Raw genomic sequence first — 25,234 nt, 5'->3', positions numbered from 1 at the left:
CTATGAGCCTGCCTGTGAGGCCCGACCTGCGACCGGCCCGCCGACTCACGGCCGTCCTGGCAATCCTCCTGCTTGCCGCCGCAGCCACGGCACAGGACGCCCCGAAGCTCACCTGGGAGGAGATGGTGCCGGCGAAGACGTCGAGCGACCCGCTGGCCGTGACCTCCAGCGCGCCGGTACTGGCCCTGGACGGGCGCACGGTGCAGCTGCCGGGCTTCATCGTGCCGCTGGAGTCCGACGAGGGCGGCCTCATCAGCGAATTCCTGCTGGTGCCGTACTTCGGCGCCTGCATCCACGTACCGCCGCCGCCGCCGAACCAGCTGGTCTACGTCACCCTCGAGGAACCGTTCAACCTGGTCTCGCTGCAGCAGCCCTACTGGATCGAGGGTACTCTGCACGTGGAGGAATACTCGAGCGAGGTGGCCGACAGCCACTACACCATGCGGGCGGACCGCATCAGCAAGTACAATTACTGAGACCTTGAATCCCCCGGCGCCCGCCCCATCTCGACGCACAGGAGGCGCAACCGGCGATCGGGACCGCCACACAGGATAGCCAACCACAGGAGTTCTCCATGGCCAGCGACAAACTGATCGAAGTCGGCGACAGTGATTTCCAGCAGAAGGTGCTGGATTCCGACAAGCCCGTGCTCGTGGATTTCTGGGCGGAGTGGTGCGGCCCCTGCCGCATGCTCGGGCCCATCATCGAGCAGCTCGCCGACGAGTATGAAGACAAGGTGACCGTGGCCAAGCTGGACGTGGACTCCGCCCAGCAGGTGGCGATGCGCTACGGCATACGCTCCATCCCCACGGTGATGCTGTTCAAGGACGGCCAGGTGCAGGAGACGCTGATCGGCGTGCGCCCCAAGGGCGACTACGCCCGCGTGCTCGACTCCGCCGCCGCCTGAGCCGCGCCCGAGCGCCGCACGGCCTCGACGATGCCTGCCTGGTGGCCCGGCGCCATCAGGTGGGCGCCGTCGATGCCGGGTATGGCGGCCGCAGCCGCCAGAAGTTCGGCGCAGATGTCGATCCCCGTCTCTTCCGGGTCGGCGGCCTGCTCCATGCGCCGCAGGAGTTCCGCGGGCATGACCGTGCCCCACAGCGTTTCCGCCATCCAGCGGGCGACGCGCGCGGAGCGCAGCGGCCCCAGACCCACCAGATAAGGCACCGCCGCGGGCAGGCCCGCGTCGCGCAGCCTGCCGACGTGGCGGCGCATGCGCTCGGCGTCGAAGCAGTATTGTGACTGGACGAAGCCGGCGCCCGCCCGGACCTTCGCGAGCAGCGGCTCCGCCGACCAGTCCGGCGAATCCGGATCCAGGCACACGTCGGCCGCGCCCAGCAGGAACGGCGGGCGGGGCGACACCGGTTTGCCCGACAGCGTGACGCCTTCGTCGCGCAGCGCGGCGAGCGCCTTCAGCAGCGCCCGGGAATCCAGGTCGAATACCGGCGTGGCGTCCGGGTGGTCGCCGGCTGCCACGGAATCGCCGGTCAGCACCAGCACGTTGTCGATGCCGAGCGCGGCCGCGCCGATGAGGTCGCTCTGCAGCGCGATCCGGTTGCGGTCCCGGCAGGTCGCCTGGGCGATGGGTTCGTAGCCGGCCCGTTTCAGTATCGCTGCCGCGGCGATGCTCGACATCCGCACGTTGGCGCCGGCACCATCCGTGACGTTGATGGCATCCACGGCCTGCGCCAGCTCACCCGCCTCGCGCAGCAGACGGCCGGTATCCGGCCCGCGGGGCGGCGTGATCTCGGCGGTGACGACGAACGCGCCGCTCGCGATTCGGTCGCGCAGCGCTGGCATGACGGATTCCGTAACCATAAGGGTTTTCGTGACTCACTGCGGCCGGGAGGATGCGGCCGCGGGGAAGAGTACCGCCCTGCAGCGACGATATCCACGGCGGCTCCGGCATGAGAGGCCGCCGCCGGCCGGACGGCTCTTCGTCAGAGTGCGGCGGCCGCCGAGGCCAGCCGGCCGATCGCCTCGAAGTCGCCGGCCGCCAGCAGCGCCGGCGGCGCGATCCAGGAACCGCCCACGCAGTCGACGTTCGGCAGCGCGAGGTACTCCCGTGCCAGGGCCTCGGTGATGCCGCCGGTCGGAAAGAAGCGGGCCTCCGGCAGCGGCGCGCCCAGCGCTTTCAGCATGGCGGTGCCGCCGGCGCCTTCGGCGGGAAAGAACTTCTGCAGGATGTAGCCCCGCTCCAGCAGTCGCATCACCTCGCTGGCCGTCGCGGCGCCCGGCACGAGGGGCACCTCGGCGTCGTCCGCGGCGTCGAGCAGTCCGGGACTGGCGCCGGGACTGACTGCGAACTGCGCGCCGGCCTCCACGCACTGACGCAGATGCGCGGCACTGCGCACGCTGCCGGCGCCGACCACGGCCTCGGGCACCTCGGCGGCGATGCGCCGTATGGCTTCCGCCGCGGCATCGGTGCGCAGGGTGATCTCCAGCACCGGCAGGCCCGCCGCGCACAGCGTCCGCGCCAGCTCCACCGCCTGCCCGGCATCCTCCAGCACGATCACCGGGACCACCCGGGTGCCGCCGAGGAGCGTGCGGATGTCGCTCGCCGAGCCGGCCATCAGCCCAGGTCCGTGAAGATGGTGGCGCCGTTCTCCGCGCCGTTGACGCCGCGGCGGAAGACGCCGAACAGCTCACGGCCGAGGCCGACGTGATGAGCGGAGAGATCGGCTTCGACGGCGGGCCGGTCGGTCAGCTCGCCCTCGGGCACCTGCACCGACAGCACGCCGGCATCGGCATCGATGAGCACGGTATCGCCGTCCCGCACCAGGCCGACGGGACCGCCGCCGAGCGCCTCCGGGGTGAGCTGGATGGCGGCCAGCACCTTGCCGGAAGCGCCGGACATGCGGCCGTCGGTGAGGAGTGCGACCCGGTGACCCCGGTTCTGCAGCACGCCCAGGTAAGGCGTCAGTTTGTGCAGCTCCGGCATGCCGTTGGCGCTGGCGCCCTGCCAGGGGACCACGGCGACGAAATCGCCATCCAGCAGGCCGGCCTTGAATGCGCCGATGAAGGCCTCCTGGGTCTGGAACACCCGGGCCGGCGCCTCGATGCGGTAGTGTTCCGGGTCCACGGCGGAGACCTTCACGATGGCGCGGCCGAGATTACCCTGCACCAGGCGCAGGCCGCCCTCCCTGTCGAAGGCCTCGCTGCACGGCCGCACGATCTCGGTGTCGTGGGACCGGCGGGTGGCGCCGCGCCACTGCAGGTTGCCGTCCTCCAGGAAGGGCTCGCGGCAGAATCCGGACAGGCCCCGGCCCATGATGGTGGTGACGTCCTCGTGCAGCAGCCCGGCCTCCAGCAGCTCGCTCATGACGAAACCGAGTCCGCCGGCGGCGTGGAAATGATTCACGTCGGCGACGCCGTTCGGATACACCCGGGCCAGCAGCGGCACCGCCCGGGAGAGTTCGGCGAAATCGTCCCAGTCGATGCGGATGCCGGCCGCCGCGGCGATCGCCACCAGATGCATGGTGTGGTTGGTCGAGCCGCCGGTGGCCAGCAGGCCCACGATGCCGTTCACCAGACTCTTCTCGTCCAGTATGTGGCCGAGCGGCGTGTAGCCGCCGGCCGGACGGGTCAGGGCGATCACCCGGCGGACGGCCTCACGTGTGAGCGCATCCCGCAGCGGCGTGCCGGGGTTGACGAAGGAGCCGCCGGGCAGCTGCATGCCCATGAACTCCATCAGCATCTGGTTGCTGTTGGCGGTGCCGTAGAAGGTGCAGGTGCCGGGCCCGTGATAGGCGGCGGACTCGGCCGCCAGCAGCTCCTCGCGCCCGACCTCGCCGGCCGCATACTGCTCGCGCACGCGGGCCTTCTCCTTGTTCGACAGGCCGGACACCATCGGCCCCGCCGGCACGAACAGGACGGGCAGGTGGCCGAAGGACAGCGCGCCGATCACGAGTCCCGGGATGATCTTGTCGCAGACCCCCAGGCACAGCGCACCGTCGAACAGATCGTGGGAGAGCGCCACCGCCGTGGACAGCGCGATGACGTCGCGGCTGAACAGCGACAGGTCCATGCCGTGCTGGCCCTGGGTGACGCCGTCGCACATCGCCGGTACCCCGCCGGCGAACTGGGCGACGGCACCGGCCTCAGTGGCCGCCTCCTTGATCAGCCGCGGGAAGGTCTCCAGCGGCTGGTGGGCGCTCAGCATGTCGTTGTAGGCGGAGACAATCGCGATGTTCGGCGTCTCGTCGCTCGTCAGCCGGCTCTTGTCCTCGTCGCTGAACGCGGCGATGCCGTGGGCGAGGTTGCTGCACGACACCGCGCTGCGCGTCGGGCCCCGGTCAGCGGCCGCCCGGATTTTCTCCAGGTAGCGGCCGCGCGAATCGGCGCTGCGTTCGCGGATGCGTTCGGTGACGGTCTCTACGGTTGGATGCATGTGTACTGTCCCTGCGTGGTTATCCGTGGTGAGTCAGGGCGCCCAGACGACCCGCACCGGGGTCGACGCGGACGCCAGCAGCGCAGCCACGGGCAGGCTGGTGTCGCCGTCCCTGGCGCGCTCGTAGACCGCCCACTTCTTCTCGCCGAAGATCAGCAGGACGATCTCTTCGCTCTCGGCCAGCGGCGCGAGCGTGAGGGTGACGCGCGGCAGCTCGCTGGCCGCCGTGACGACCGGCAGGCAGAGCGAGTCGCCGGCCGGGTCGAGGCCCGCCGCCAGCGCGGCGCTGTCCGGGAACAGGGAGGCGAAATGGCCGTCCTCGCCCATGCCGAGCAGCGAACAGGCGAATGGCCGCGGCAGGCGGCCGGTGTCGGCGTCCGCGATCAGGGCCTCGCAGCCCTGCTCCGGCGACATTCCCTCCCGGTAGAGGGGCACGAAGTCCGCCTCACGCGCCTCTCCCCGCAGGAGCCGGTCGCGGACCAGGCGCTCGTTGCTCGCCGCGTCACCGGCGGACACCCAGCGCTCGTCGCTCAGCGTGACCCGGACGCGTGACCAGTCCAGGCGCGCGGCCGACAACGCGTCGTAGCAGCGTCCCGGCGTGGTGCCGCCGCTGCAGACCAGCACGGCTTCGCCGCCGGCCGCCAGCCGCCGCCGCAGCGCGCTGGCGATGCGTTCCGCCGCGATGGCGGAGGCCATCTCGCGCTGGGAGTAGATCTCTTCGATGGGACGCCGGGCGGTCACGATCTTCTCTGCCTTCATCTGTGCCTTCGTCTGTACATTCATGTGTGCATTCATGTGTTCGGGTACCAGCAGCGGCCGTCGCGGTCCAGGAGATTGGCCGAGCCGATCGGCCCCCAGGTGCCGGCGACGTACGTCTCCACCGGCTGCCTGACCTCCTCCCAGCCGGCGATGATGCCGTCGATCCAGCGCCAGGCCGCCTCCACCTCGTCGCGGCGCATGAACAGGGCCGGGTTGCCGCGCAGCACCTCCATCAGCAGCCGTTCGTAAGCGTCCGGATAGCGGATGCCGAAGGTCTCCTCGAAGCTCAGGTCCAGGGAGACGGAGCGCAGGTCGAAGCCGCCCGGGCCCGGTTCCTTCGCCATGACCGAGAGCTTCACGCCCTCGTCCGGCTGCAGCCGGATGGTCAGACGATTCGGCAGGATGTCGAACCGGTTCTCCGGGAAGATGGAATGCGGCACGTGGGAGAACTGCATGGTGATCTCCGAGTGCTTGGCCTTCAGGCGTTTGCCGGTGCGGATATAGAACGGCACGGTGGACCAGCGCCAGTTCTCGATCTCGACCTTCAGTGCGGTGAATGTCTCGGTGAGGCTCTCCGCGGAATCCAGACCGTCCCGATAGCCGGGCACGGCGACGCCGTCGATGGCCCCGGCGGAGTACTGCCCCCGCACGGTGTAGCGTTTAACGTCGGCGCCGGTGATCGGTTTCAGGGCGCGCAGCACCTTCAGCTTCTCGTCGCGCACCGCATCGTGATGCAGGCTGGCGGGCGCCTCCATGGCCACCAGACACAGGAGCTGCATGATGTGGTTCTGCACCATGTCCCGCAGCGCGCCGATCTGGTCGTAGAACTCGATGCGGCCCTCCACGCCCAGCTGCTCCGCCACGGTGATCTGGACGTGGTCCACTTCGCCACGGCGCCACAGCGGCTCGAACAGCGAATTGGCGAAGCGCAGGGCGAGCAGGTTCTGGACGGTCTCCTTGCCGAGGTAGTGGTCGATGCGGAATATCCGGTCCTCGGGGAAGCACTCGCCCACGCTGTCGTTGATGCCGCGGGCCGACTCGTAGTCGTGGCCCACGGGCTTCTCCAGCACGATGCGGCCAGCCTCCGTGATCAGGCCGTTCGCCCGGATGCCCTGGGCGATGCCGCCGAACAGCGACGGCGCGGTGGCCAGGTAGAAGACGCGCGTCCGGTCGTCCCGGCCCTGCAGCAGCTCACACAGCGAACCCCAGCTCTCGTATTCGAGGGCATCGGCCACCGTGTACGTCAGCCGCGAGCAGAAAGACCGCCATTGCTCGTCGTCGAACTCGCCCTCGCCGAGATTCTCGCGCAGTGCCTCCTCCACGCGGCCGAGGTAGTCCTCGTCGCTCATGGGGCTTCGACCCAGCGCGATCACCCGGCTGTCGGCGGGGATCTGCCCGTCCCGATCGCGGTGGTAGAGCGCCGGCAGCAGCTTGCGCAGGGACAGATCGCCCGCACCGCCGAATATGATCAGGTCGAAGGGTTCGACCGGTATGAACCTGGCCATTCTGCTCCCACAATTTGTAGTTATGCTACGTCGGACTGATTATTGCCCGGGAATCCGTGGATATTATCTCAGAATTATTGTAATTTTACTACATGCTGGCGCGAATCGAACATCTGCTGCCCACGCTGAGCCCCGCCGAGGCGCGGGTGGGCCGCTGGCTGCTCGACCATCCGCGGCAGGGCCTCGAGGCGACGCTGTCCGAGGTCGCCGCCGGCGCCGGCACCAGCGAACCGACCGTGGTGCGCTTCTGCCGGCGCCTGGGGCTGGGCGGTTTTCGCGAACTCAGGATCCGCCTGGCAGAGTCCCTCGGCCGCCCTGCCGATTACGTGCACCGCGGGGTACTGCCGGACGACTCGGCCGCCGACGCGGTCGGCAAGGTGATCGACAGCGCCGTGGGAACACTCATGGGGCTGCGCGACAGCGTCGGCCTGATGCCGATCGCGGAGATCGTGGAGGCGATGGCGAAAGCGCGCCAGATCGTCTTCGCCGGGCTCGGCGCGTCGGGCTACGTGGCGCGGGATGCGCGCCAGAAGTTCTTCCGCCTCGGCATACCCTGCGCCGTGGCCACCGACGGCCCCACCATCCTGCAGAGCGCCGCCATCGCGGACCCGCAGGACGTCTTCGTCTGCGTCTCGCATACCGGCGCGCAGGGCGAACTGATCCGCGCGGCGGCCCTGTGCCGGGAGCGCGGTGCCGCGGTGGTCGCCGTGACCCGAGCCGCGTCCGATCTGGGGCGGGCAGCCGGCTACATCCTGGAGAGTCATTCCAGCGAGGACACGAGCCTCTACACCCCCATGGAATCCAGGCTCGCGCAACTGGCGATCCTGGACGCCGTCCAGGTCGCCCTGGCCCTGCGGCTCGGCGAGGCGGGCGCCGACAACCTGCGCGCCGCGAAGATGGCGCTCACGGACGAGGGGACGGCGGCGGTACCCCGCCGCGCGTAGACGGGTACTGTCCGCCACCCGTCGGACGGGTGTCCTCCCGCGCCGCGCCAGCCGCGCTTCGCGCTACTCCATCGTCGGCATCGAGAACTGCGCGCCGGCGCGGATGCCGCCGGGCCAGCGCGAGGTCACCGTCTTCAGCCGGGTGTAGAAACGCACGCCCTCCTCCCCGTGCACGGCCATGTCGCCGAACAGGGAACGCTTCCAGCCGCCGAAGCTGTGGAAGGCGAGCGGCACCGGGATGGGCACGTTCACGCCCACCATGCCCACCTGGATGCGGGCGGCGTATTCCCGCGCGGCATCGCCGTCGCGGGTGAAGATGGCCGTGCCGTTGCCGTACTCGTGGCCGTTCACGATGGCCAGTGCCTCGTCGAAGTCCTCCGCCCGGATCATGACCAGCACCGGCCCGAAGATCTCCTCCTGGTGGATGCGCATGCCCGGGCGCACGTGATCGAACAGACAGGGCCCGAGGAAGTAACCGGATTCCTCCGCCAGCGGATGCCGGCGGCCGTCGACTACGAGGGTCGCCCCCTCCTCCACGCCCAGGTCCACGTAGGAGCGCACACGGTCCCGGTGCTCCGCCGTGATCAGCGGTCCCATGTCGGCATCCGGCTCGGTGCCGGGCGCCACCCGCAGCTGCTCGATCTTCGGCAACAGCTTCTCGAGCAGCGGTTCGGCCGCATCGCCGACCGTGACCGCCACCGAGATCGCCATGCAGCGCTCGCCGGCCGAGCCGTAGGCGGAGCCGATCAGCGCGTCGGCGGTCTGCTCCATGTCCGCGTCCGGCATCACCACCAGGTGATTCTTGGCGCCGCCGAGCGCCTGCACCCGCTTGCCGGCCTCGGCGGCGGTGCGGTAGACGTGTTCGGCCACCGGGGTGGAGCCGACGAAGCTCACCGCGGCGACGTCCGGATGGGTGAGCAGCGCATCCACCGCCTCGCGGTCGCCGTTGACCACGCTGAAGATGCCCGGCGGCAGGCCCGCCTCATCCAGCAGCTCGGCAAGCCGCAGGGAGCACGAGGGATTGCGCTCGGAGGGCTTGAGCACGAAGGCGTTGCCGCACGCGATCGCCAGCGGGAACATCCACATCGGCACCATGGCCGGAAAGTTGAACGGCGTGATGCCGGCGCAGACGCCGAGCGGCTGGCGCATGGAGTAGCTGTCGACGCCGGTGCCCACCTGGGCGCTGTAGTCGCCCTTCAGCAGCTGGGGGATGCCACAGGCGAACTCCACCACCTCCAGGCCGCGCTGCACTTCGCCGGCGGCGTCGGACAGCACCTTGCCGTGCTCGGCGGTGATCAGCGCGGCCAGTTCGTCGCGATGGGACTCGATCAGTTCCTTGAAGCGGAACATCACCCGGGCCCGCTTCAGCACCGGCGTCGCCGCCCAGGCCGGCAGGGCCTCCCTGGCCGCGGCCACCGCCGTGTCCACATCGGCGGCGCTCGCATAGCACACCCGCTTCGTCGTCTCGCCCGTGGCCGGGTCGTGGACCACGCCGCTGCGCTCGCCGGTGCCGTGGTTGCGCCCGCCGGCGATCCAGTGGCCGAGCTCCGGCAGCCGGTCGATATCCCTCGCTTCTGTCGCCATGTCGTTACTCCTCAGTCGGCCTGCCGCAGCGCCTCGCGCAGCGTGTCCACGATGGTGGCGATGTGGTCCTCGTTCACCGTCAGGGGCGGCGTGAGCGCCACGATGTCGCCGGTGGTACGCACGATGACGCCGGCATCGAAACAGCGCCGGAAGACATCCATCGCCCGCGCCGTCGGCTTGCCCTCGATGGGCTCGAGTTCCACGGCGCCGAGCAGGCCGTAGTTACGGATGTCGATGACGTGGGGCTCGCCGCGGAGATCGTGCAGCGCGTCCTCCAGCACCGGCTCCATGGCGTGGGCGTGCTCGAACAGCCCCTCGTCCCGGTAGACGTCCAGCGCCGCACAACCGGCCGCCGCCGCGAGGGGGTGGCCGGAGTAGGTATAGCCGTGGGGGAACTCGATGGCCCCCTCCGGCGCGCCCATGAAGGCCTGGTAGATGGACTTGCTGGCGAGCACGGCGCCCATGGGCACGTGCCCGCTGGTGAGGCCCTTCGCCAGCGTCATGAGGTCCGGCGTCACGCCCATGCGCTCCGCGGCGAAGGCCGCGCCCACCCGGCCGAAGCCGCAGATCACCTCGTCGAAGATCAGCAGGATGCCGTGGCGGTCGCAGATCTCGCGCAGGCGCTTCAGGTAGCCCTGCGGCGGCATGAGCACACCCGCGGAACCTGCGATGGGCTCGACGATGACCGCCGCGATGGTGGACGGATCGTGCAGCGCGACGATGTTCTCCAGTTCGTCGGCGAGATGGGCGCCCCACTCCGGCAGCCCGCGGGAATACGCGTTGTGCTCGATGTGATGGGTATGCGGCAGGTGGTCGGTACCCGGCAGCAGAGCGCCGAACAGCTTCCGGTTGGGCGAGATGCCGCCCACGGAGATACCGCCGAAGCCGACGCCATGATAGCCCTTCTCGCGGCCGATGAAGCGGGTCCGCGCACCCTCGCCCCGCAGCCGATGGTAGGCCAGCGCCATCTTCAGCGCGGTGTCCACCGCCTCGGAGCCGGAGTTGACGAAGAAGGCGTAATCGAGCCCGTCGGGCGCCAGGTCGGTGAGCTTCTCGGCCAGTTCGAACACCTTCGGGTGACCGACCTGGAAGGCGAGCGCGTAGTCCAGTGTGTCTATCTGATCCTTCACCGCCTGCACGATGCGCGGGTGGCAGTGGCCGGCGTTGCAGCACCACAGCCCGGCGACGCCGTCCAGCAGCCGCTTGCCGTCGTGGGTCCAGCAGTAGACGCCTTCGGCCCGGGAGATCAGCCGCGGGTGGCGCTTGAAGTACTGGTTGGCCGTGAACGGCATCCAGAACGGTTCCAGGTTCGGCAGCCCCGCTTCGGCCGCCTGCATCGGATTGGCTTCGGTCATGACGTCTCTCCCCTTTGTCCGGCCCGGCCGCTCAGAGGATCTCGCGCAGCCGGTAATACAGCATGCCCAGCGCCAGCGCCGGATTGGCGAACCAGCGCCCCCCCGGCAGACGCCAGTGGCGGATGCGGGCGAAGACGTCGAAGCGCTCCGCCTGGCCGGCGATGGCCTCGGCCAGCACGCGGCCCGCGAGATGGGTGGGCGCGACGCCGTGCCCGGAATAGCCCTGGGCATAGTAGATGTTCGTCCCCAGCCGGTTGAGCTGGGGGATGCGGTTGATGCTGATGCCGATGTCGCCGCCCCACTCGTAGTCGATGGCCGTGCCGGCGAGCTGTGGGAACACCGTGAGCATGTTCGGCTCCAGGCTCGCGCGGATGCTCTTCGGCCTGCGGCCGGAGTAATTGCACATACCCCCGAACAGGAGCCGGCGGTCCGCGGACAGGCGGTAGTAGTCCAGCGCCACCCGCTGGTCGCAGACGGCCGAGTCCTGCGGCAGGATCTCGCGGGCCCGTTCCTCGGACAACGGCTCGGTGGCGATGATGTAGCTGCCGGCCGGTATCACGGTGCCCGAGAGTTTCGGGATGAGGCCGTCCAGATAGGCGTTGCAGGCGACGACGACGAAATCCGCGGTGACGCGCCCGCGCTCGGTGTGCACGATCGGCCGGTCGCCCGGCTCGATGCGCAGGACCGGCGAGCGCTCGAACACGCGCACGCCGGCCTCGGCGGCGGCGCGGGCCTCGCCGAGACAGAGATTCAGCGGATGGAGGTGGCCGTTGCCCTGGTTGAGTACGCCGCCGATATAGCGCTTCGAGCCGATGACCTCCGGCAGGCGCTCCTCCGGTATGACCTCGACCTTGTGCGGATAACCCGAGGCGTGCTTCTCGGCGGCGTCCTCGCAGAGGTCGCGCAGCTCGCTCGGCTTCATCGCGACGTCGAGATAGCCGAACTTGAGATCGCAGTCGATGCCGTAGCGCTCCACCCGCTCGACGACGATGTCCCGGCACTCGAGCCCCATCTGCGCGGCGATGCGGGCCGCCCCGTCGCCGAGACGCTTCCTGATCTTGGCCGGTTCGGCGAAGCCGTCGATGAGCTGGCCGCCGTTGCGACCGCTCGCGCCCCAGCCGATGCGGCTCGCCTCGAGCAACGCCACGCTGTAGCCGCGCTCGGCGAGTTCCAGCGCGGCGGACAGGCCGGTGAAGCCGCCGCCGATCACCGCGACGTCGGCGCTCTCGGCACCCTCGAGCGCGGGATAGTCGGTGCCTCCCTTCGCCGTGGCGGCGTAGTAGGAGGGCGCGTGTTCGGCCGGCTGGTACATCCTGTTCAGGTTACGCCGGGCACCGAGGTTTAACAATATTTAAACGCCGAATATTTTTTGTCTTGTATTTCAGTGATCTGAGGGCTTATCGTTCAGCATGTTAAACACTTTAACGGACCGGGACCGATGCAGGACACGGGCAGGCGCCTGCGGCGCGTACGCGAGGCGAAAGGACTCTCCCAGCGGGCGCTGGCGCGGGCGGCGGGCGTGAGCAACGCGACCGTCTCGCTGATCGAGAGCGGGCGGACGGATCCCTCGCTCGGCATGCTGAAGCGCATCCTCGATGCGCTGGAGACCTCGGTGGCGGATTTCTTCGCCCTGGACATGCCCCGCGAGGAGCAGGTGTTCTTCCGCGCCGGCGAGCTGTCGCAGATCAGCCGCGGCGCCATCTCCTACCGCCAGCTCGGCGGCGATCTCAGCCGCCACCGGCTGCAGATCCTGTACGAGCGCTATCGGCCGGGGGCGGACACCGGCGGCTCGCCGCTGGCCCACGATGCCGAGGAAGGCGGCGTCATCATCGCCGGCCGCCTCGAGGTCACGGTGGACGGCCGCACCGAGACCCTCGAGCCGGGCGACGCCTACCTTTTCGACAGCCGCCTGCCCCACCGCTTCCGCAACCCGGGCCCGGACGACTGCGTGGTAGTCTCCGCCTGCACCCCCCCCACCTTCTGAGGTGCCGGACCGAACTTTTGCAACTTATTGAACTTTTGCACCGACAGGCGGCACGAGGGACCGATAGCGACCGTTTCCCCGGGATTCGGCGGACCGCGGTCCCGCCGTCACGGTTACCGGACCAACCGCTGCTGCAGCGCCGCTCTGCCAACGGATGACAGCGCTATCAAGCTGGATGCTTCGCGCTATAATCGCCGACGGCGAGCCACCGGTCGATAAACGGTTACGCCCGCCGAGGGGGAAAACGCTATGGGAAGAGTCACGATCGAAGACGTCGCGAGTCTTGCCGGCGTTTCAATCAAGACCGTGTCGCGCGTGGTCAATCGCGAACCGAACGTCCGCTCCGACACACGACAGCGCGTTGAAAAGGCGATCCGCGAACTTGACTACACGCCGAATACGTCCGCCCGCAGCCTGGCCGGCAATCGCAGCTTCCTGATCGGTCTCCTCTACGTGAATCCGGCTGCCAGCTACATCATCAACATCCTCACCGGCGCGGTGGATGCCTGCCGGGCAGGAGGCTTCGAGCTGCTGCTGCATCCCTGCAACTATACGGATGCCGACCTGCCCGGGCAGATCAGCGAACTCGCCCGCAACACGCGGCTGGACGGCCTGATCCTGACGCCGCCCCTGTCCGACCTGGGCGAGCTGATCGCGGAACTCGACACAGCCGGCATACCTCTGGCGCGGATAGCACCGGGCGCGCACGACGACGCCGGCCGTTCGGTCTGCACCAACGATAAGGAAATCTGCGCCGAACTCGCCCGCTATGTGATATCGCTCGGCCATCGGGATATCGGCTTCATCGTGGGACACCCCGATCAGCTCGCCGTGCAGCAACGCTACGCCGGTTTTCGCCTCGCCCTCAAGGAAGCCGGGCTGAAAGTCCGGAAATCACTGGTCTGCCACGGCGACAACTCGTTCGAATCCGGCGTCGACTGCGCCCGTCGCCTGCTGCAGCGCAAGCGCCGCCCCACGGCCGTGATCGCGAGTACCGACGACATGGCCGCCGGTCTGATCAGCGTCGCCCACGAACTCGGTATCCGGATCCCCGACGAACTGTCGGTCACCGGTTTCGATGACGTCCCGCTGGCGCACAAGGTCTGGCCTCCGCTCACGACCATACGCCAGCCCATGCAGGCGATGGGCGAACGGGCGGCCGCGTTGCTGCTGGCACGACTAAGCGAAGATGGCAGCGGCGAGGAGGGCGCGAACATACCCTCCGAGATCGTCATCCGCGAGTCGACGGGCCCCGCTCCGGAGTGAGCCGGGCCGGCGCGTCGACGAGCAGCGCCTCCAGTTCCTCCAGCGAGCGCCCTTTCGTTTCCGGCATCAGGCGCAGGATGATCAGGAACCCCGCGACGGCGAACAGGCCATAGATCAGGAAAGTGCCCGCACTCCCGATGTTCGCGATCTCCCACGGAAACAGCAGCTGCACGAGAAAGCTGACGGAGGAGTTGACCAGCCCGACGAAGGAGATGGCGAGACCGCGTAGCCGGTTCGGAAACAGCTCCGAGAACAGCACCCACATGACCGGACCCAGCGAGACGGCGAAACTCGCCACGAATCCCAGTATGCCCGCCAGAATGAGGCCGCTGTCCGCGCGGATCGCAGCCGCCACGAGTAGCGACTCGTACTCGGCGAGGGTTTCCGGTCCCGCTGCGGCAGCCACGGCCGCCTTGAACGCGACGTCACTCTCGAAGGTGATCCCCGCCAGCGACGCGAGCGCGCCGCCGTCGACGGCAGCCGGCAGCGCCGCCAGCGCGTGGTCGGTGAGCGTGTACGTGGCCGAGCCGAAGGCCCACGCGAGCAGGATCATGCAGACCGCGACACCCGCGGTACCGGCGAGCAGCAGCGGCCGGCGGCCGAGACGATCGATCAGCAGCAGCGCGGCGACGGTGAACGCCAGATTCACCAGGCCGACGAACACCGCCTGCATGAACGCCGCGTCCGTACCGATGCCCGACTGCTCGAAGATCATCGGCGCATAGAAGAACACGGCGTTGATCCCGGTGATCTGCTGCACGACGGCGACGACCAGTGCGATGACCAGCACGCGGCGCATCGACGTGCCGAACAACTCGCTCAGCGGGATCGCGGACGCGGGGCGGCCAGGCTCTGCCGTCGCATCCAGCGCGGACAACACCCGGTCGGCGCCGGCGGCACCGTGCACACGCTGCATGATCATCCGGGCCTCTCGCGTGCGCCCCTGCATACCCAGCCAGCGCGGGCTCTCCGGCACCAGCAACAAGGCTGCGAAATACACCAGCGCGGGCAGCGCCTCGACGCCCAGCATCCAGCGCCAGTTCCAGACGCCGAGCCCGAGGGTCCCGGCCCACGGAGTATCCGACTGCCCCAGCTGCAGGATCAGGTAATTGCTGAAGAAGGCAGCCGATATACCGACGACGATGTTGAGCTGATTCAGCGCGACCAGGCGGCCGCGGATATCCGCCGGCGCGATCTCCGCGATGTACATGGGCGCCACGATCAGCGCCGCACCGACGCCGAGCCCGCCGAGCATCCGTGCGACCACGAGCAGCAGGAAATTCGGTGCCAGTGCGGAGGCCACCGCGGAGAGACCGAACAGCAGCGCCGCGATCCTGAGCACGCGGCGGCGCCCGTAACGGTCCGCCAGCGGGCCGCAGACCATCATCGACACGGTGGCACTCAGCGTCAGGGATGCCACCCCCCAGCCCAGCTGTATCTCGGTCAGCCGGAATTCGGTCTCGATGAATCCGACGACGCCGGATATGACCGAGGCGTCGAAACCCATGAGGAAGCCGCCGAGCGCGACGGCGAGGGAGACCAGCCAGCTGTAGCGCCTGCCGGCCGCTTCGCGCGTCATCCGATCGGCCCGGGCGCCGTTGCGGCGCGCCTCAGAGCCTGCCCTTTTCCCGTGCCGCCGCCTCCCCGCGCGGGCTGGTGGCGTACAGGCTGATCAGCTCGCCGGCGATGCGCGCACCGGCCAGCGCCGTAATCTCGCCCGAGTCGTACGGCGGCGCCACTTCCATCAGGTCCATGCCGACGATGTTCAGGCCGCGCAGCCGGCGGATGATCGAAAGCGCCTGGTGGGTGGTCAGCCCACCGCAGACGGGCGTGCCGGTGCCGGGGGCATAGGCCGGGTCCAGGCAGTCGATGTCGAAGGTGAGATAGACCGGGTCGTCGCCGATGATGCGGCGGATCTCGGCGACGGTTTCGTCCGCGCTGTGGTCGTGTACCCAGGGCGCATCGAGGATGTTGAAGCCCAGGGTGTCGTCGTTGGTGGTGCGGATGCCCACCTGGACGGATTTCGCGGGGTCGATCAGGCCTTCCTTCGTGGTGTGGAAGAACATGGTGCCGTGATCGACCCGGGGCGACTCGTCGTCCCAGGTATCCGTGTGCGCGTCGAAGTGCAGGAGCGACAGGCGTCCGAATTTCTCCACGTGGGCCTGCAGCAGCGGCCAGGTGGCGAAGTGATCGCCGCCGAGTGAGAGCAGCGCAGGGCCCTGGTCGATGATGTACTTGGCATGGGCGCGGATCTCGGCCGGTACCTGCTCCGGCACGCCGGGGTCGAACATGCAGTCGCCGTAGTCGATGACGGCCAGTCGCTCGAAGGCGTCGAATTCCCACGGGTAGAGGCGTTCCCAGGCCATGAAGCTCGAGGCCGCCCGGATGCCGCGGGGGCCGAAACGGGCGCCCGGGCGGTTGGATGTGGCCGTGTCGAACGGGATGCCGGTGACCGCCACGTCGACGCCGGTGAGGTCGCGCGTATAGCGCCGCCGCAGGAAGGACAGCGCGCCGCCGTAGGTCGGCTCGATGTGGCGGCCGTAGTTGTCCTCGGCGGTGAAGGCGAAATCGGTCTCGTGCTTCTGGCTCATGAAGGTCATCGCGAATAAGTTGCAAAAGTTGCGTTTGTGGTGCCGGTCACCGGAAGTGAAGTAGCACCAGGTCCGGGCCCATAGGCACCGCACCTCGACACTGCGAGCCTTTCCGGTGCCGCCTCAGGCAGCCGCCTAACGGAAAAGTTCAGAAAGTTGGAAAAGTTCGGTCCGGCACCTAAAGCCCTAAAGCGCGTTCATCGTAGCATCCAGGGTGGTGCGGGCCTTTTCCACCAGCTCGTCCGCCTCGGCGTGGGAGAGGATCAGCGGCGGGGCCGTCACCATCGTGTCGCCCACGGCGCGGATCACCAGCCCGTTCTCCACCGCCAGGTCGCGGCAGATCGTGCCGGCTTTGCCTTTCTCTTCGAAGCGCTCGTCCTTGCGTCCCGGCGGCACCAGCTCGATGGCGCCCATCAGGCCGCGCATACGGGCCTCGCCCACCAGGTCGTGATCGGCGAGTTCCTGCCAGCGCTTCTGCAGGTAAGGGCCGATGTCGTCCCTCACCCGCTCGAGCAGGTTCTCCTCCTCGAGGATGCGGATATTCTCCAGCGCCACCGCGCAGGCCGCCGGATGCCCCGAGTAGGTATAGCCGTGGTGGAATTCGCCGCCGCCCTCCACCAGCACGTCGGCCACCCGGCCGCCCACCATCACGCCGCCCAGCGGCAGGTAGCCGGAGGTGACGCCCTTGGCGAACGGCATCAGATCCGCCTCGATGCCGAACTCCTCGGAGCCGAACCAGCGGCCGAGGCGACCGAAGCCGGTGATGACCTCGTCGGCGATCAGCAGGATGCCGTGCCGCCGGCAGATGGCCTGGATCTCCGGCCAGTAGCTCTCCGGCGGGATGATAACCCCACCCGCGCCCTGGATGGGCTCGCCGATGAACGCGGCCACCTTGTCGGCGCCCACCTCGGCGATCTTCTCCTCCAGCGCCCTGGCGCAGGTCCGGCCGAACGCCTCCGGATCCTCGCCCTGCCCCTCCCCGAACCAGTAGGGCTGGCGGATGTGCACGATGCCCGGGATGGGCAGGCCGCCCTGCGCGTGCATCGGCTTCATGCCGCCGAGGCTCGCGCCCGCCATGGTGCTGCCGTGATAGGCGTTCACCCGGCTGACGATCACCTGGCGCTCGGGCTCGCCACGGATGTCCCAGTAACGGCGCACCATGCGCACGATGGTGTCGTTGGCCTCCGAGCCGGACCCGGCGAAGAACACCCGCGGGAAGCGCGCGCCGGCCAGCTCCGACAGCCGCTCCGCCAGCGCGATGGCCGGCGGATGGGCGCACTGGAAGAAGCTGTTGTAGTAGGGCAACTCGCGCATCTGCTCGGCGGCCGCGTCCACCAGCGACTGCCGGCCGTAGCCCACGTTCACGCACCAAAGACCCGACATGCCGTCCAGGATGCGGTTGCCGTCGGCATCCCACACGTAGACGCCGTCGGCCTTCGTGATGATTCTCGCCCGCTGCTTGCCGAGCGCCTTGTGATCCGTGAACGGATGCAGGTAATGCTCGGCGTCCGCCGTCTGCCAGTCTTCCCGGCTGCGCTGCTCGATGGCTGCCATGCGCTCTCCTTTCCGGGCCTGCGCCCGCTCAGACGTTCAGGAGCAGGAGTTCCCGCTCCCAGGGAGTGATGATGTGCTCGAATTCGGCGTATTCGGCCTTCTTCAGGCCGCAGTACAGATCCACGAAGCGGTCGCCCAGCGTGCCCCGCATCGCGGCGCTGGTCTGCAGGCTCTCGATGGCGAACCAGATATTCCACGGTAGCGTCCGCTCGCCGTCGTAGGCGCTGCCGGTCACGGGTTCCGAGGCCTGCAGGCCCTCCACCATGCCGAGATAGCCGCAGGCCAGCGTCACCGCCGTCGCCAGATACGGATTCACGTCCGAGCCGGCGAGCCGATTCTCGATGCGGCGATTCTCCGGGCCGGACTGGGGCACGCGCAGGCCGACGGTACGGTTGTCGATGGCCCAGGCCAGATTCACCGGCGCCGCCGAGTAGGTCTGGAAGCGCCGGTAGGAGTTCACATAGGGCGCCAGCACCAGCATGGATTCCGGAATGTATTTCTGCAGACCGCCCAGGAATGCATAGAAGAGATCGCTGGGCTCGCCCTCCGCCGTGGAGAACACGTTGCTGCCGTCCTCCGTGCTCACCACGCTCTGGTGGATGTGCAGCGCGCTGCCGGGCTCCTCCGCCATCGGCTTCGACAGGAAGGTGGCGTGCATCTCGTGGCGGATGGCCGCCTCGCGCACCGTGCGTTTGAACAGGAACACCTGGTCGGCCAGGTCCACCGGGTCGCCGTGCAGGAAATTGATCTCGAACTGGGCCGGGCCCATCTCCTGGGACAGCGTATCGATGCGGATGCCCTGTTCTTCGCAGAACTTGTAGACGTCCATGATGAACGGCTCGAAGTCGTTCATGGTGTCGATGCTGTAAGGCTGGCGCGAGAGGTCCGTGCGCCCCAGCCGGCCCTCGGGCGGCTCCACCTCCTCGTCGGGGTCGGTGTGCGACTTGATCAGGTAGAACTCCACTTCCGGCGCCACCACTGGCCGCCAGCCGCGCCGCTCGTAGAGTGCCAGCACCTGGCGCAGGATCTGCCGCGGCGAGGTGGCCACCGGCTGGTCGTCCAGGCGCAGACAGTCCAGGAACACCGAGGCGGCCGGATCCACGGCCCAGGGCACCGGACGCAGGGTGTCCAGGTCCGGCTTCAGGATCATGTCCCGGTCTTCCTGATTGGACGGGTCGTCGATGTACTCGCCGGAGATGGTCTGGGAGAAGACCGCCTCCGGCATCTTCATGTTCTGCTCGGTGAACTTGTCGGCCGGAATCACCTTACCCCGCGCGGCGCCGGCCATATCGGGCACGAAGGCCTCGACATCCTCGATGCGGTGCTCAGTCAGCCACTTTTTTGCGTTTTCCTTTTCACTCACACATCACCTCTGCGGTGCGTGGCCCGCTGCAGACAGGCCTCGCCGAACGCGCGAAAAATCGCGAGATAGAAGGGATTATCCACCACCTGCCACTCGGGATGCCATTGCACGCCCAGGGCGAACGACCGCGCGCCGTCCACGGTGAACGCCTCGATCAGTCCGTCGTCGGCGCGCGCTTCCACCGTCACGCCCGGCGCCAGGCGGTCGACGCCCTGGCCGTGGAGCGAATTCACCGGCTGCTCGTCCCGGCCGCCGGCCAGACCGGCCAGATAGCCGCCCGGGACGAGGTGGACGGGGTGCGCCGGCGCGTACTGCTCGGCGAGCGGCGCCTCGTGGTCCTCCCGGTGGTCATGATAACCGGGCATGCGCTCCACGTGCTGATGCAGGGTGCCCCCCAGCGCCACGTTCATCTCCTGGAACCCGCGACAGACGGCCAGCACGGGCACGCCCATTTCCAGCGCCTGCAGGATCAGCGGCAGCGTCATCTCGTCGCGCTCAGGATCGTGCAGCGTGCCCTCCTCGCTCGGCGGGCCGCCGTAATGGTGCGGCTCCACGTTGGACGGGCTGCCCGTGAACAGCAGGCCGTCCATGGTCTCCAGCATGTGGGTGCGGTCGATGTGGCGGCCGAGGGCCGGGATCATCAGCGGCAGACCGCCCGCGCCGTCCACGACGGCGCGCAGGTATTTCTCTCCCACGATATGGAAGGGGTGGGGACCCACGATGCGTCGATCCGCGGGCACCCCGACGGTGGGGATCAGGCTCATACGTTCCTCTCGCTGCCGTTCCGGCACCATTGTACGATTGCGCCGTTCTAATCGCTCGCGTGCGCGCCGGCGCGGACGGCGGCGGCCGGGCCGCGTTGTGGTAGATTACGCGCCGGGCCGAAACGGTCCCGGCCACGAATCTCTGATGAAACTCTACGGCTATTATCGCAGCAGCACGAGCTATCGAACCCGTATCGTACTGAATCTGAAGGGGATCGATTACGAATACGTGCCGGTCGCGCTGGACCGGGGCGAACAGCACGACGAGGCCTTCCGGGAACTGAATCCGATGGGCGCCGTGCCTGCCCTGGCCACCGAAGACGGCCTGTTCGTGCAATCGCCGGCGATCATAGAGTACCTGGAGGAGCGCCATCCGGAGCCCGCCCTGCTGCCGGCGGACCCGGTGGGCCGCGCCCGCGTGCGCGAGATCACGACACTGATCGCCTGCGACATCCACCCGGTCAACAACCTGCGCATCATGCGCTACCTCGGCGAGCACTACGGTCAGGACCGGGCCGGCATCGGCGAATGGTACGCCCACTGGATCCATGCCGGCTTCGGGCCGCTGGAGCGGCTGCTGGCCGCCCGCTCGACGGCGGGACGCTACTGCATGGGCGACGCCGTGACCCTGGCCGACGCCTATCTCGTGCCCCAGGTCTACAACGCACGCCGCTTCGGCGTGCCGCTGGACGACTACCCGACGATCGGGAGCGTGGACGCACACTGCGCCGCACTGCCCGCCTTCGCGGCCGCCCACCCGGATCGCCAGCCCGACGCACCGGAGGCCACATGAGCGATACGGCGACAGACGGGGACATCGGGGAGCGCATCCGCCAACTGAATGGCGGCGCGCCGCCCTGTGTGCAGAGCCTCGGCGGCCGGGTCGAGGACTACGACCCCGAGCGCCGGCTCATCGTCATGAGCTTCTCGATGCCGCTCAATTTCTGCCATTCCGGGAACATCGTGCAGGGCGGCTTCGTGACCGGCATGCTGGATGCCGCGATGGCCCACGCCGTGTTCATGGAACTCGGCATGCGCATCGCGCTGCCCTCGCTGGACATCAACGTGAGCTTCCTGCGCCCGACCCTGGCCGGGCCCCAGCGGGCCCACGGGCACATCCTGCGGCTCGGCCGCTCGGTGGCCTTCCTGGAGGGGGAGCTGTTCGACGAAGAGGGCCGGCTCACCGCCCGCGCCACCTCGACGGCGCGGGTGATACGTCGGGACGAGCCTGGCGGAGCGGCCTAGCTGAAGAGGCCGCTCACCTGCATGGCCTTGGTCATGTCGCCGTCCACCTTGAGCTTGCCGCTCATGAACGCGCTCATCGGCGGCAGGTCGCCGTCCACCATGGCTGCGAGGTCCTCGGGCGTCACGCCGAAGGTCGTCTCGGCCGGCTTGTCGTCGTTGCTGACTTCCATCGGCGTGGTCGTGCCGTCCACGTGGATGACCCCCTCGTCGCCGAGGTCGAATTTGATGGGGAACCCCAGCGGGGTCTTGTCCGCAAACTCGTTGCGCAGTTTTTCGGTTAGTTGTTCAAGCACGGCGAGTGCCTCTTCTTCTGTCAGTGGAAAACGGACACTATGCGGACTCCGTCCGCTTCAGGCAAGAGGGCCGCGGGACGCGCTACACTCCGCAGCCGGCCCGTCATTATGATCGCCGGAATAACCGCAGAGGAGTCATAAGATGAGCGACAGGCTGGGCGAGCCGCTGACACTCCCCTGCGGGGTCACGCTGCCGAACCGCATCCTCAAGTCCGCCATGACCGAGGGTCTGGCCGACGAGCGCGACCGCGCCACCGAGCGACACGTGCGGCTCTACCGCCGCTGGGCCGAGGGGGGCGCGGGCACGCTGATCACCGGTAACGTGATGATCGACCGGCGTTTCCTCGAACGGCCGGGCAACGTGGTCATCGACGACCCGGACGACGGGGAAGCGCTGGCGGCGCTGCGCGCCTGGGCGGAAGCCGGCTCCGGGGCGGGCAATCAGCTGTGGATGCAGCTGAGCCACCCGGGCCGACAGTGCGGCCGGATCGTCTCCTCGCGGCCCATGGCGCCCTCCGAGGTGCAGCTCAATCTCATGGGTAACTTCGGCCGGCCCGTCGCCATGACGGAACACGACATCGAGATGGCCCTGGGCGGCTTCACGCGGGCGGCGGCCGTCGCCCGGGACACGGGCTTCACCGGCGTGCAGATCCACGGCGCCCACGGCTACCTGATCAGCGAATTCCTCTCGCCGAAGCTCAACCGCCGGGAGGACCGGTGGGGCGGCTCCCTGGAGAACCGGGCCCGATTCCTGCTCGAGGCCGTCCGCGGCGTGCGCTCGGTGGTGGGCCCCGCCTTCCCGGTCTCCGTGAAGCTCAACTCCGCCGACTTCCAGAAGGGCGGCTTCAGCTTCGAGGACAGCCTGCAGGTGGCCGCATGGCTCGACGAGGCGGGCGTGGACCTCATCGAGATCTCCGGGGGCAATTACGAGCAGCCGACCATGTTCGGCATCGAGGGCCGTCCGGAGGACGCGGCCGACACCCGGCGCGAGAGCACGAAGCGGCGCGAGGCCTTCTTCCTGGAGTACGCGGCCCGCATGCGCGAGCGCATCAGGGCTCCGCTGGCCGTCACGGGCGGCTTCCGCACGCGGCAGGCCATGCAGGAGGCGCTGGCCAACGACGAGGTGGACGTCATCGGACTGGCACGCCCCCTTTGCACCGAACCGGACCTGCCCCGCCGGCTGATCGACGGCAGCGCGGAGGAAGCGGTGCGCTGGGAGGAGAAGATCGGCATCGGCAAGGGCCGCTTCGGCCCGGACAGCAACATATTCCTGTTCAAGGCGCTGAATGCCTTCTCCGCCATCGCCTGGTACTACCGCCAGATCGTGGCCATGGCCGACGGCAAACCGCTGCGCCTGGACCTGCATCCCCTGCGGGCCCTGTTCGAGCACCAGCGCGCGGAGATCCGCATCGCCCGCGCCCGCCGCCTGTAGGAGGGCCTTCAGGCCCGATTCACTGTGGGAGAGCCTTCAGGCCCGATGCACTGTGGAAGGGCCTTCAGGCCCGATCCAGCCGGGCCCCGCCCGCCCGCACCCCTCGTCACGGTGAAGACGACCGCGCTACAGTAGCGCCTCATATCTGCGGGAAACAGAGACAGGGGTGATCCGATGAGCGAACTCGTCTTCTACACGAACCCCCAGTCGCGCGGGCGTATCGCGCGCTGGATGCTCGAAGAGGTCGGCGCGCCGTATTCCACGGAGATCCTGGAATACGGCACCACCATGAAGTCGCCGGAGTATCTGGCCATCAACCCGATGGGCAAGGTACCGGCCATCCGGCACGGCGACACGGTGGTCACGGAGTGCGCTGCGATCTGCGCCTATCTGGCGGACGCGTTCCCCGAGGCCGGGCTCGCGCCGCCGCCCGCCGAGCGCGGCGCCTATTACCGCTGGCTCTTCTTCGCCGCCGGACCGCTGGAGTCGGCCATCGTCAACGCCGCTCTCGGCTTCGAGGTGCCGGATGACAAGCGGATGACGGTGGGCTACGGCACGAAAGACCTCGCGCTGGACACCATCGAGACTGCCATCGCCGACTCGCCGTACGTGGCCGGCGACGCCTTCTCCGCCGCAGACGTCTACGTGGGCTCGCAGATCGCCTTCGGGCTCCAGTTCGGCACGGTCCCGAAACGCGACAGCTTCGCCGCCTACGTGGCCCGGGTGACCGACCGGGACGCCTGCCGCAGGGCGGCCGCGATCGACGACGGCGGCGGCGGATAGCGGGTCGGGCCTGAAGGCCCTCCTACACGGGCCGTTTCATCATATCGGGTCGCCGGCGCGCTTCAGGTCGCCCGGCAGGTGACGGCCTGCCAGGTAGTAATGCACCGCCACCCACAGGTTCAGCAGCGCGAAGATCGCCAGCGCCCAGCGCAGCGAGTCGTCGCCGTACATCGGCACCAGCAGGTCGCTGACGGCACCGAGGGCCCAGGGTCCGGCGCCGAGGCCGATGATGTTGATGATGAAGAGCAGGATCGCCGCGGCGACGCCGCGCATGCGCAGGCCGACCAGGCTCTGGGTCTGGGCGAAGGTGGTCGCCTGGTAGAAGTTGCCGAGGACGACGGGCACGCAGAACACGAGCAGCGCCCAGCCGGGGGTCTCGAAGAAGTACACGGCCACTGCGAACGGCAGGGCGACGATCGCGGCGAGGCCCGCCGTCCAGAGGCTCCAGCTCGGGTTGGTCGAGCCCAGCCGGTCGGCGAGATAACCGCCGACGAAGATACCGATGCCGCCCGGGATGCCCAGGATGAGGCCGAGCCAGGTGCCGATCTCGCCCGTGGTCATACCGTGCGTGCGCACCAGGAAGGCAGGGAACCAGGTGGCCACGCCGTAGCCGCTGAAGGCCGCAAGCGCCGCGCCGAACGCGAGATGGATGAACGACCGCCGCCGGGACAGGAAGCTGAAAGTCTGCAGGATGCCCGGGCGACTCTCGTCGGCGATGCGGTTCTCCGACAGGCCCCGCTCCGGCTCCACCAGCGTGAAGCGCACGACGAACGCCAGCAGGATGCCCGGCACGCCCACGACGAAGAACGCCATGCGCCAGCCGAAGAACTCGTTGACCCAGCCGCCGGCCAGCAGGCCGAACATGATGCCGAAGGGGATGCCCAGCGAGTAGATGCCGAGGGCCGTGGCCCGCTGCTGGGGCGGATAGTAATCGGAGATGAGCGAATGGGCCGGCGGGCTGCAGCCGGCCTCGCCGATGCCCACGCCGATGCGTGCGAGCGCCAGGTGCCAGTAGTTCTGGGCCAGCCCGGAGACGGCCGTCATGCCGCTCCAGATGGCGAGCGCCCAGGCGATCAGGTTGCGCCGATTGCCCCGGTCGGCCCAGAGCGCAATCGGTATGCCCATGGTGGCGTAGAACGCGGCAAACGCGGCCCCCGCCAGAAAGCCCATGGCCTGGTCCGAGACGCCCAGATCGTTCTTGATCGGCTCGATCAGGATCGAGAGGATCTGCCGATCGATGAAGTTGAAGGTATAGACGAATACCAGCACGAACAGGGCGTAGTGCCTCGCCCCCGGGCTCATGGACTGGCGCTCGGCCGTCGCGGACTGCTCCACTGATTCTCTCCCCCTGATGACAGGCCCGCCGTTGCGGGCCGGGCCATTCTAGCCTATTGGGGCCGAATCGGGCCGAATCGGGGCGAG

Annotated in this window: 24 protein-coding genes; 9 read left to right on the top strand and 15 right to left on the bottom strand. The window is 68.7% G+C overall.

Features of this window, described 5'->3' with window-relative positions:
- Nucleotides 1-2: 2 nt before the first annotated feature.
- Both ACJMK0_RS08405 and trxA read left to right on the top strand, forming a co-directional pair.
- Nucleotides 3-476: a DUF3299 domain-containing protein gene (locus ACJMK0_RS08405; RefSeq protein ID WP_405237322.1), complete on the top strand. Its 474-nt coding sequence runs from the start codon at nt 3-5 to the stop codon at nt 474-476.
- 98 nt (nt 477-574) lie between these two features.
- Complete coding sequence (gene trxA, locus ACJMK0_RS08400) at nt 575-907, top strand: thioredoxin (RefSeq protein WP_405231865.1); 333 nt, start codon at nt 575-577, stop codon at nt 905-907.
- Here the strand turns inward: trxA and ACJMK0_RS08395 are convergent.
- From ACJMK0_RS08395 to zwf, 5 genes are all read right to left on the bottom strand, one after another.
- The gene (locus ACJMK0_RS08395; RefSeq protein ID WP_405237320.1) at nt 874-1,800 is read right to left on the bottom strand and encodes a methylenetetrahydrofolate reductase; all 927 of its coding nucleotides are present in this window, start codon (nt 1,798-1,800) and stop codon (nt 874-876) included. The two genes, trxA and ACJMK0_RS08395, sit on opposite strands and share 34 nt — an antisense overlap.
- A 140-nt stretch (nt 1,801-1,940) precedes the next feature.
- Nucleotides 1,941-2,573 carry a bifunctional 4-hydroxy-2-oxoglutarate aldolase/2-dehydro-3-deoxy-phosphogluconate aldolase gene (gene eda, locus ACJMK0_RS08390; RefSeq protein ID WP_405237318.1) on the bottom strand — a complete coding sequence of 211 codons (633 nt, stop codon included), beginning with the start codon at nt 2,571-2,573 and terminating at the stop codon, nt 1,941-1,943.
- Nucleotides 2,573-4,390: a phosphogluconate dehydratase gene (gene edd / locus ACJMK0_RS08385; RefSeq protein ID WP_405237316.1), complete on the bottom strand. Its 1,818-nt coding sequence runs from the start codon at nt 4,388-4,390 to the stop codon at nt 2,573-2,575. Before edd ends, eda begins: the two co-directional genes overlap by 1 nt.
- Nucleotides 4,391-4,423: 33 nt before the next feature.
- Nucleotides 4,424-5,173, bottom strand: coding sequence for a 6-phosphogluconolactonase (gene pgl, locus ACJMK0_RS08380; protein ID WP_405237314.1), 750 nt, complete (start codon nt 5,171-5,173; stop codon nt 4,424-4,426).
- 8 nt (nt 5,174-5,181) lie between these two features.
- Entirely contained in the window at nt 5,182-6,654 is a 1,473-nt protein-coding gene (gene zwf, locus ACJMK0_RS08375) for a glucose-6-phosphate dehydrogenase (RefSeq protein ID WP_405237312.1), read from the bottom strand.
- A 92-nt stretch (nt 6,655-6,746) separates the two neighbouring features.
- Here zwf and ACJMK0_RS08370 point away from each other — a divergent pair, with 92 nt between their 5' ends.
- Nucleotides 6,747-7,598 carry a MurR/RpiR family transcriptional regulator gene (locus ACJMK0_RS08370; protein WP_405237310.1) on the top strand — a complete coding sequence of 284 codons (852 nt, stop codon included), beginning with the start codon at nt 6,747-6,749 and terminating at the stop codon, nt 7,596-7,598.
- Between the two features lie 63 nt (nt 7,599-7,661).
- Here the strand turns inward: ACJMK0_RS08370 and ACJMK0_RS08365 are convergent, their stop codons facing one another.
- The 3 genes from ACJMK0_RS08365 to ACJMK0_RS08355 are packed head-to-tail and all read right to left on the bottom strand — an operon-like array spanning nt 7,662 to nt 11,849.
- On the bottom strand, nt 7,662-9,182 hold the full coding sequence (locus ACJMK0_RS08365) for a CoA-acylating methylmalonate-semialdehyde dehydrogenase (RefSeq protein WP_405237308.1): 1,521 nt from the start codon (nt 9,180-9,182) through the stop codon (nt 7,662-7,664).
- 11 nt (nt 9,183-9,193) lie between these two features.
- Nucleotides 9,194-10,537: an aspartate aminotransferase family protein gene (locus ACJMK0_RS08360; protein WP_405237306.1), complete on the bottom strand. Its 1,344-nt coding sequence runs from the start codon at nt 10,535-10,537 to the stop codon at nt 9,194-9,196.
- A gap of 31 nt (nt 10,538-10,568) precedes the next feature.
- Entirely contained in the window at nt 10,569-11,849 is a 1,281-nt protein-coding gene (locus tag ACJMK0_RS08355; RefSeq protein WP_405237305.1) for an NAD(P)/FAD-dependent oxidoreductase, read from the bottom strand.
- Between the two features lie 126 nt (nt 11,850-11,975).
- Between ACJMK0_RS08355 and ACJMK0_RS08350 the strand changes: the two genes are divergently transcribed.
- Both ACJMK0_RS08350 and ACJMK0_RS08345 read left to right on the top strand, forming a co-directional pair.
- Complete coding sequence (locus tag ACJMK0_RS08350) at nt 11,976-12,521, top strand: cupin domain-containing protein (protein ID WP_405237303.1); 546 nt, start codon at nt 11,976-11,978, stop codon at nt 12,519-12,521.
- A gap of 249 nt (nt 12,522-12,770) precedes the next feature.
- The gene (locus ACJMK0_RS08345) at nt 12,771-13,787 is read left to right on the top strand and encodes a LacI family DNA-binding transcriptional regulator (protein WP_405237301.1); all 1,017 of its coding nucleotides are present in this window, start codon (nt 12,771-12,773) and stop codon (nt 13,785-13,787) included.
- On the opposite strand, the gene ACJMK0_RS08340 is transcribed toward ACJMK0_RS08345, so the two are convergent.
- The 5 genes from ACJMK0_RS08340 to ACJMK0_RS08320 all read right to left on the bottom strand — a co-directional run bounded on the left by ACJMK0_RS08340 (nt 13,753) and on the right by ACJMK0_RS08320 (nt 20,059).
- Nucleotides 13,753-15,366: a sugar porter family MFS transporter gene (locus tag ACJMK0_RS08340; protein WP_405237299.1), complete on the bottom strand. Its 1,614-nt coding sequence runs from the start codon at nt 15,364-15,366 to the stop codon at nt 13,753-13,755. The two genes, ACJMK0_RS08345 and ACJMK0_RS08340, sit on opposite strands and share 35 nt — an antisense overlap.
- Before the next feature lie 31 nt (nt 15,367-15,397).
- The gene (speB, locus tag ACJMK0_RS08335; protein WP_405237297.1) at nt 15,398-16,378 is read right to left on the bottom strand and encodes an agmatinase; all 981 of its coding nucleotides are present in this window, start codon (nt 16,376-16,378) and stop codon (nt 15,398-15,400) included.
- A gap of 186 nt (nt 16,379-16,564) precedes the next feature.
- Nucleotides 16,565-17,932 (bottom strand): aspartate aminotransferase family protein, encoded by a 1,368-nt coding sequence (locus ACJMK0_RS08330; protein WP_405237295.1) that lies wholly within the window; start codon nt 17,930-17,932, stop codon nt 16,565-16,567.
- 28 nt (nt 17,933-17,960) lie between these two features.
- On the bottom strand, nt 17,961-19,295 hold the full coding sequence (locus tag ACJMK0_RS08325) for a glutamine synthetase family protein (RefSeq protein WP_405237293.1): 1,335 nt from the start codon (nt 19,293-19,295) through the stop codon (nt 17,961-17,963).
- Nucleotides 19,292-20,059 (bottom strand): gamma-glutamyl-gamma-aminobutyrate hydrolase family protein, encoded by a 768-nt coding sequence (locus tag ACJMK0_RS08320; RefSeq protein ID WP_405237291.1) that lies wholly within the window; start codon nt 20,057-20,059, stop codon nt 19,292-19,294. Before ACJMK0_RS08320 ends, ACJMK0_RS08325 begins: the two co-directional genes overlap by 4 nt.
- A gap of 145 nt (nt 20,060-20,204) precedes the next feature.
- Here ACJMK0_RS08320 and maiA point away from each other — a divergent pair, with 145 nt between their 5' ends.
- Together maiA and ACJMK0_RS08310 are read left to right on the top strand one after the other, a co-directional pair.
- Nucleotides 20,205-20,852 (top strand): maleylacetoacetate isomerase, encoded by a 648-nt coding sequence (gene maiA, locus ACJMK0_RS08315; protein WP_405237289.1) that lies wholly within the window; start codon nt 20,205-20,207, stop codon nt 20,850-20,852.
- A complete protein-coding gene (locus ACJMK0_RS08310; RefSeq protein WP_405237287.1) occupies nt 20,849-21,304 on the top strand; it encodes a PaaI family thioesterase in 456 nt (151 codons plus the stop codon). Before maiA ends, ACJMK0_RS08310 begins: the two co-directional genes overlap by 4 nt.
- Here the strand turns inward: ACJMK0_RS08310 and ACJMK0_RS08305 are convergent.
- A complete protein-coding gene (locus tag ACJMK0_RS08305; RefSeq protein WP_405224493.1) occupies nt 21,301-21,597 on the bottom strand; it encodes an SCP2 sterol-binding domain-containing protein in 297 nt (98 codons plus the stop codon). The genes ACJMK0_RS08310 and ACJMK0_RS08305 overlap by 4 nt on opposite strands.
- A gap of 142 nt (nt 21,598-21,739) precedes the next feature.
- Here ACJMK0_RS08305 and ACJMK0_RS08300 point away from each other — a divergent pair, with 142 nt between their 5' ends.
- Both ACJMK0_RS08300 and ACJMK0_RS08295 read left to right on the top strand, forming a co-directional pair.
- Nucleotides 21,740-23,029 (top strand): NADH:flavin oxidoreductase/NADH oxidase family protein, encoded by a 1,290-nt coding sequence (locus ACJMK0_RS08300; protein ID WP_405237285.1) that lies wholly within the window; start codon nt 21,740-21,742, stop codon nt 23,027-23,029.
- Nucleotides 23,030-23,203: 174 nt separating this feature from the next.
- A complete protein-coding gene (locus ACJMK0_RS08295; protein WP_405237283.1) occupies nt 23,204-23,812 on the top strand; it encodes a glutathione S-transferase family protein in 609 nt (202 codons plus the stop codon).
- 39 nt (nt 23,813-23,851) lie between these two features.
- On the opposite strand, the gene ACJMK0_RS08290 is transcribed toward ACJMK0_RS08295, so the two are convergent.
- Nucleotides 23,852-25,147 (bottom strand): spinster family MFS transporter, encoded by a 1,296-nt coding sequence (locus ACJMK0_RS08290; protein WP_405237281.1) that lies wholly within the window; start codon nt 25,145-25,147, stop codon nt 23,852-23,854.
- Between the last annotated feature and the right edge of the window lie 87 nt (nt 25,148-25,234).

Source organism: Lentisalinibacter orientalis, from assembly GCF_040706535.1.
Lineage (GTDB): Bacteria > Pseudomonadota > Gammaproteobacteria > Steroidobacterales > Woeseiaceae > Lentisalinibacter > Lentisalinibacter orientalis.
The sequence above is the reverse complement of the archived record's forward strand: the minus strand, read 5'-3'. Positions and strand labels throughout refer to the sequence as shown.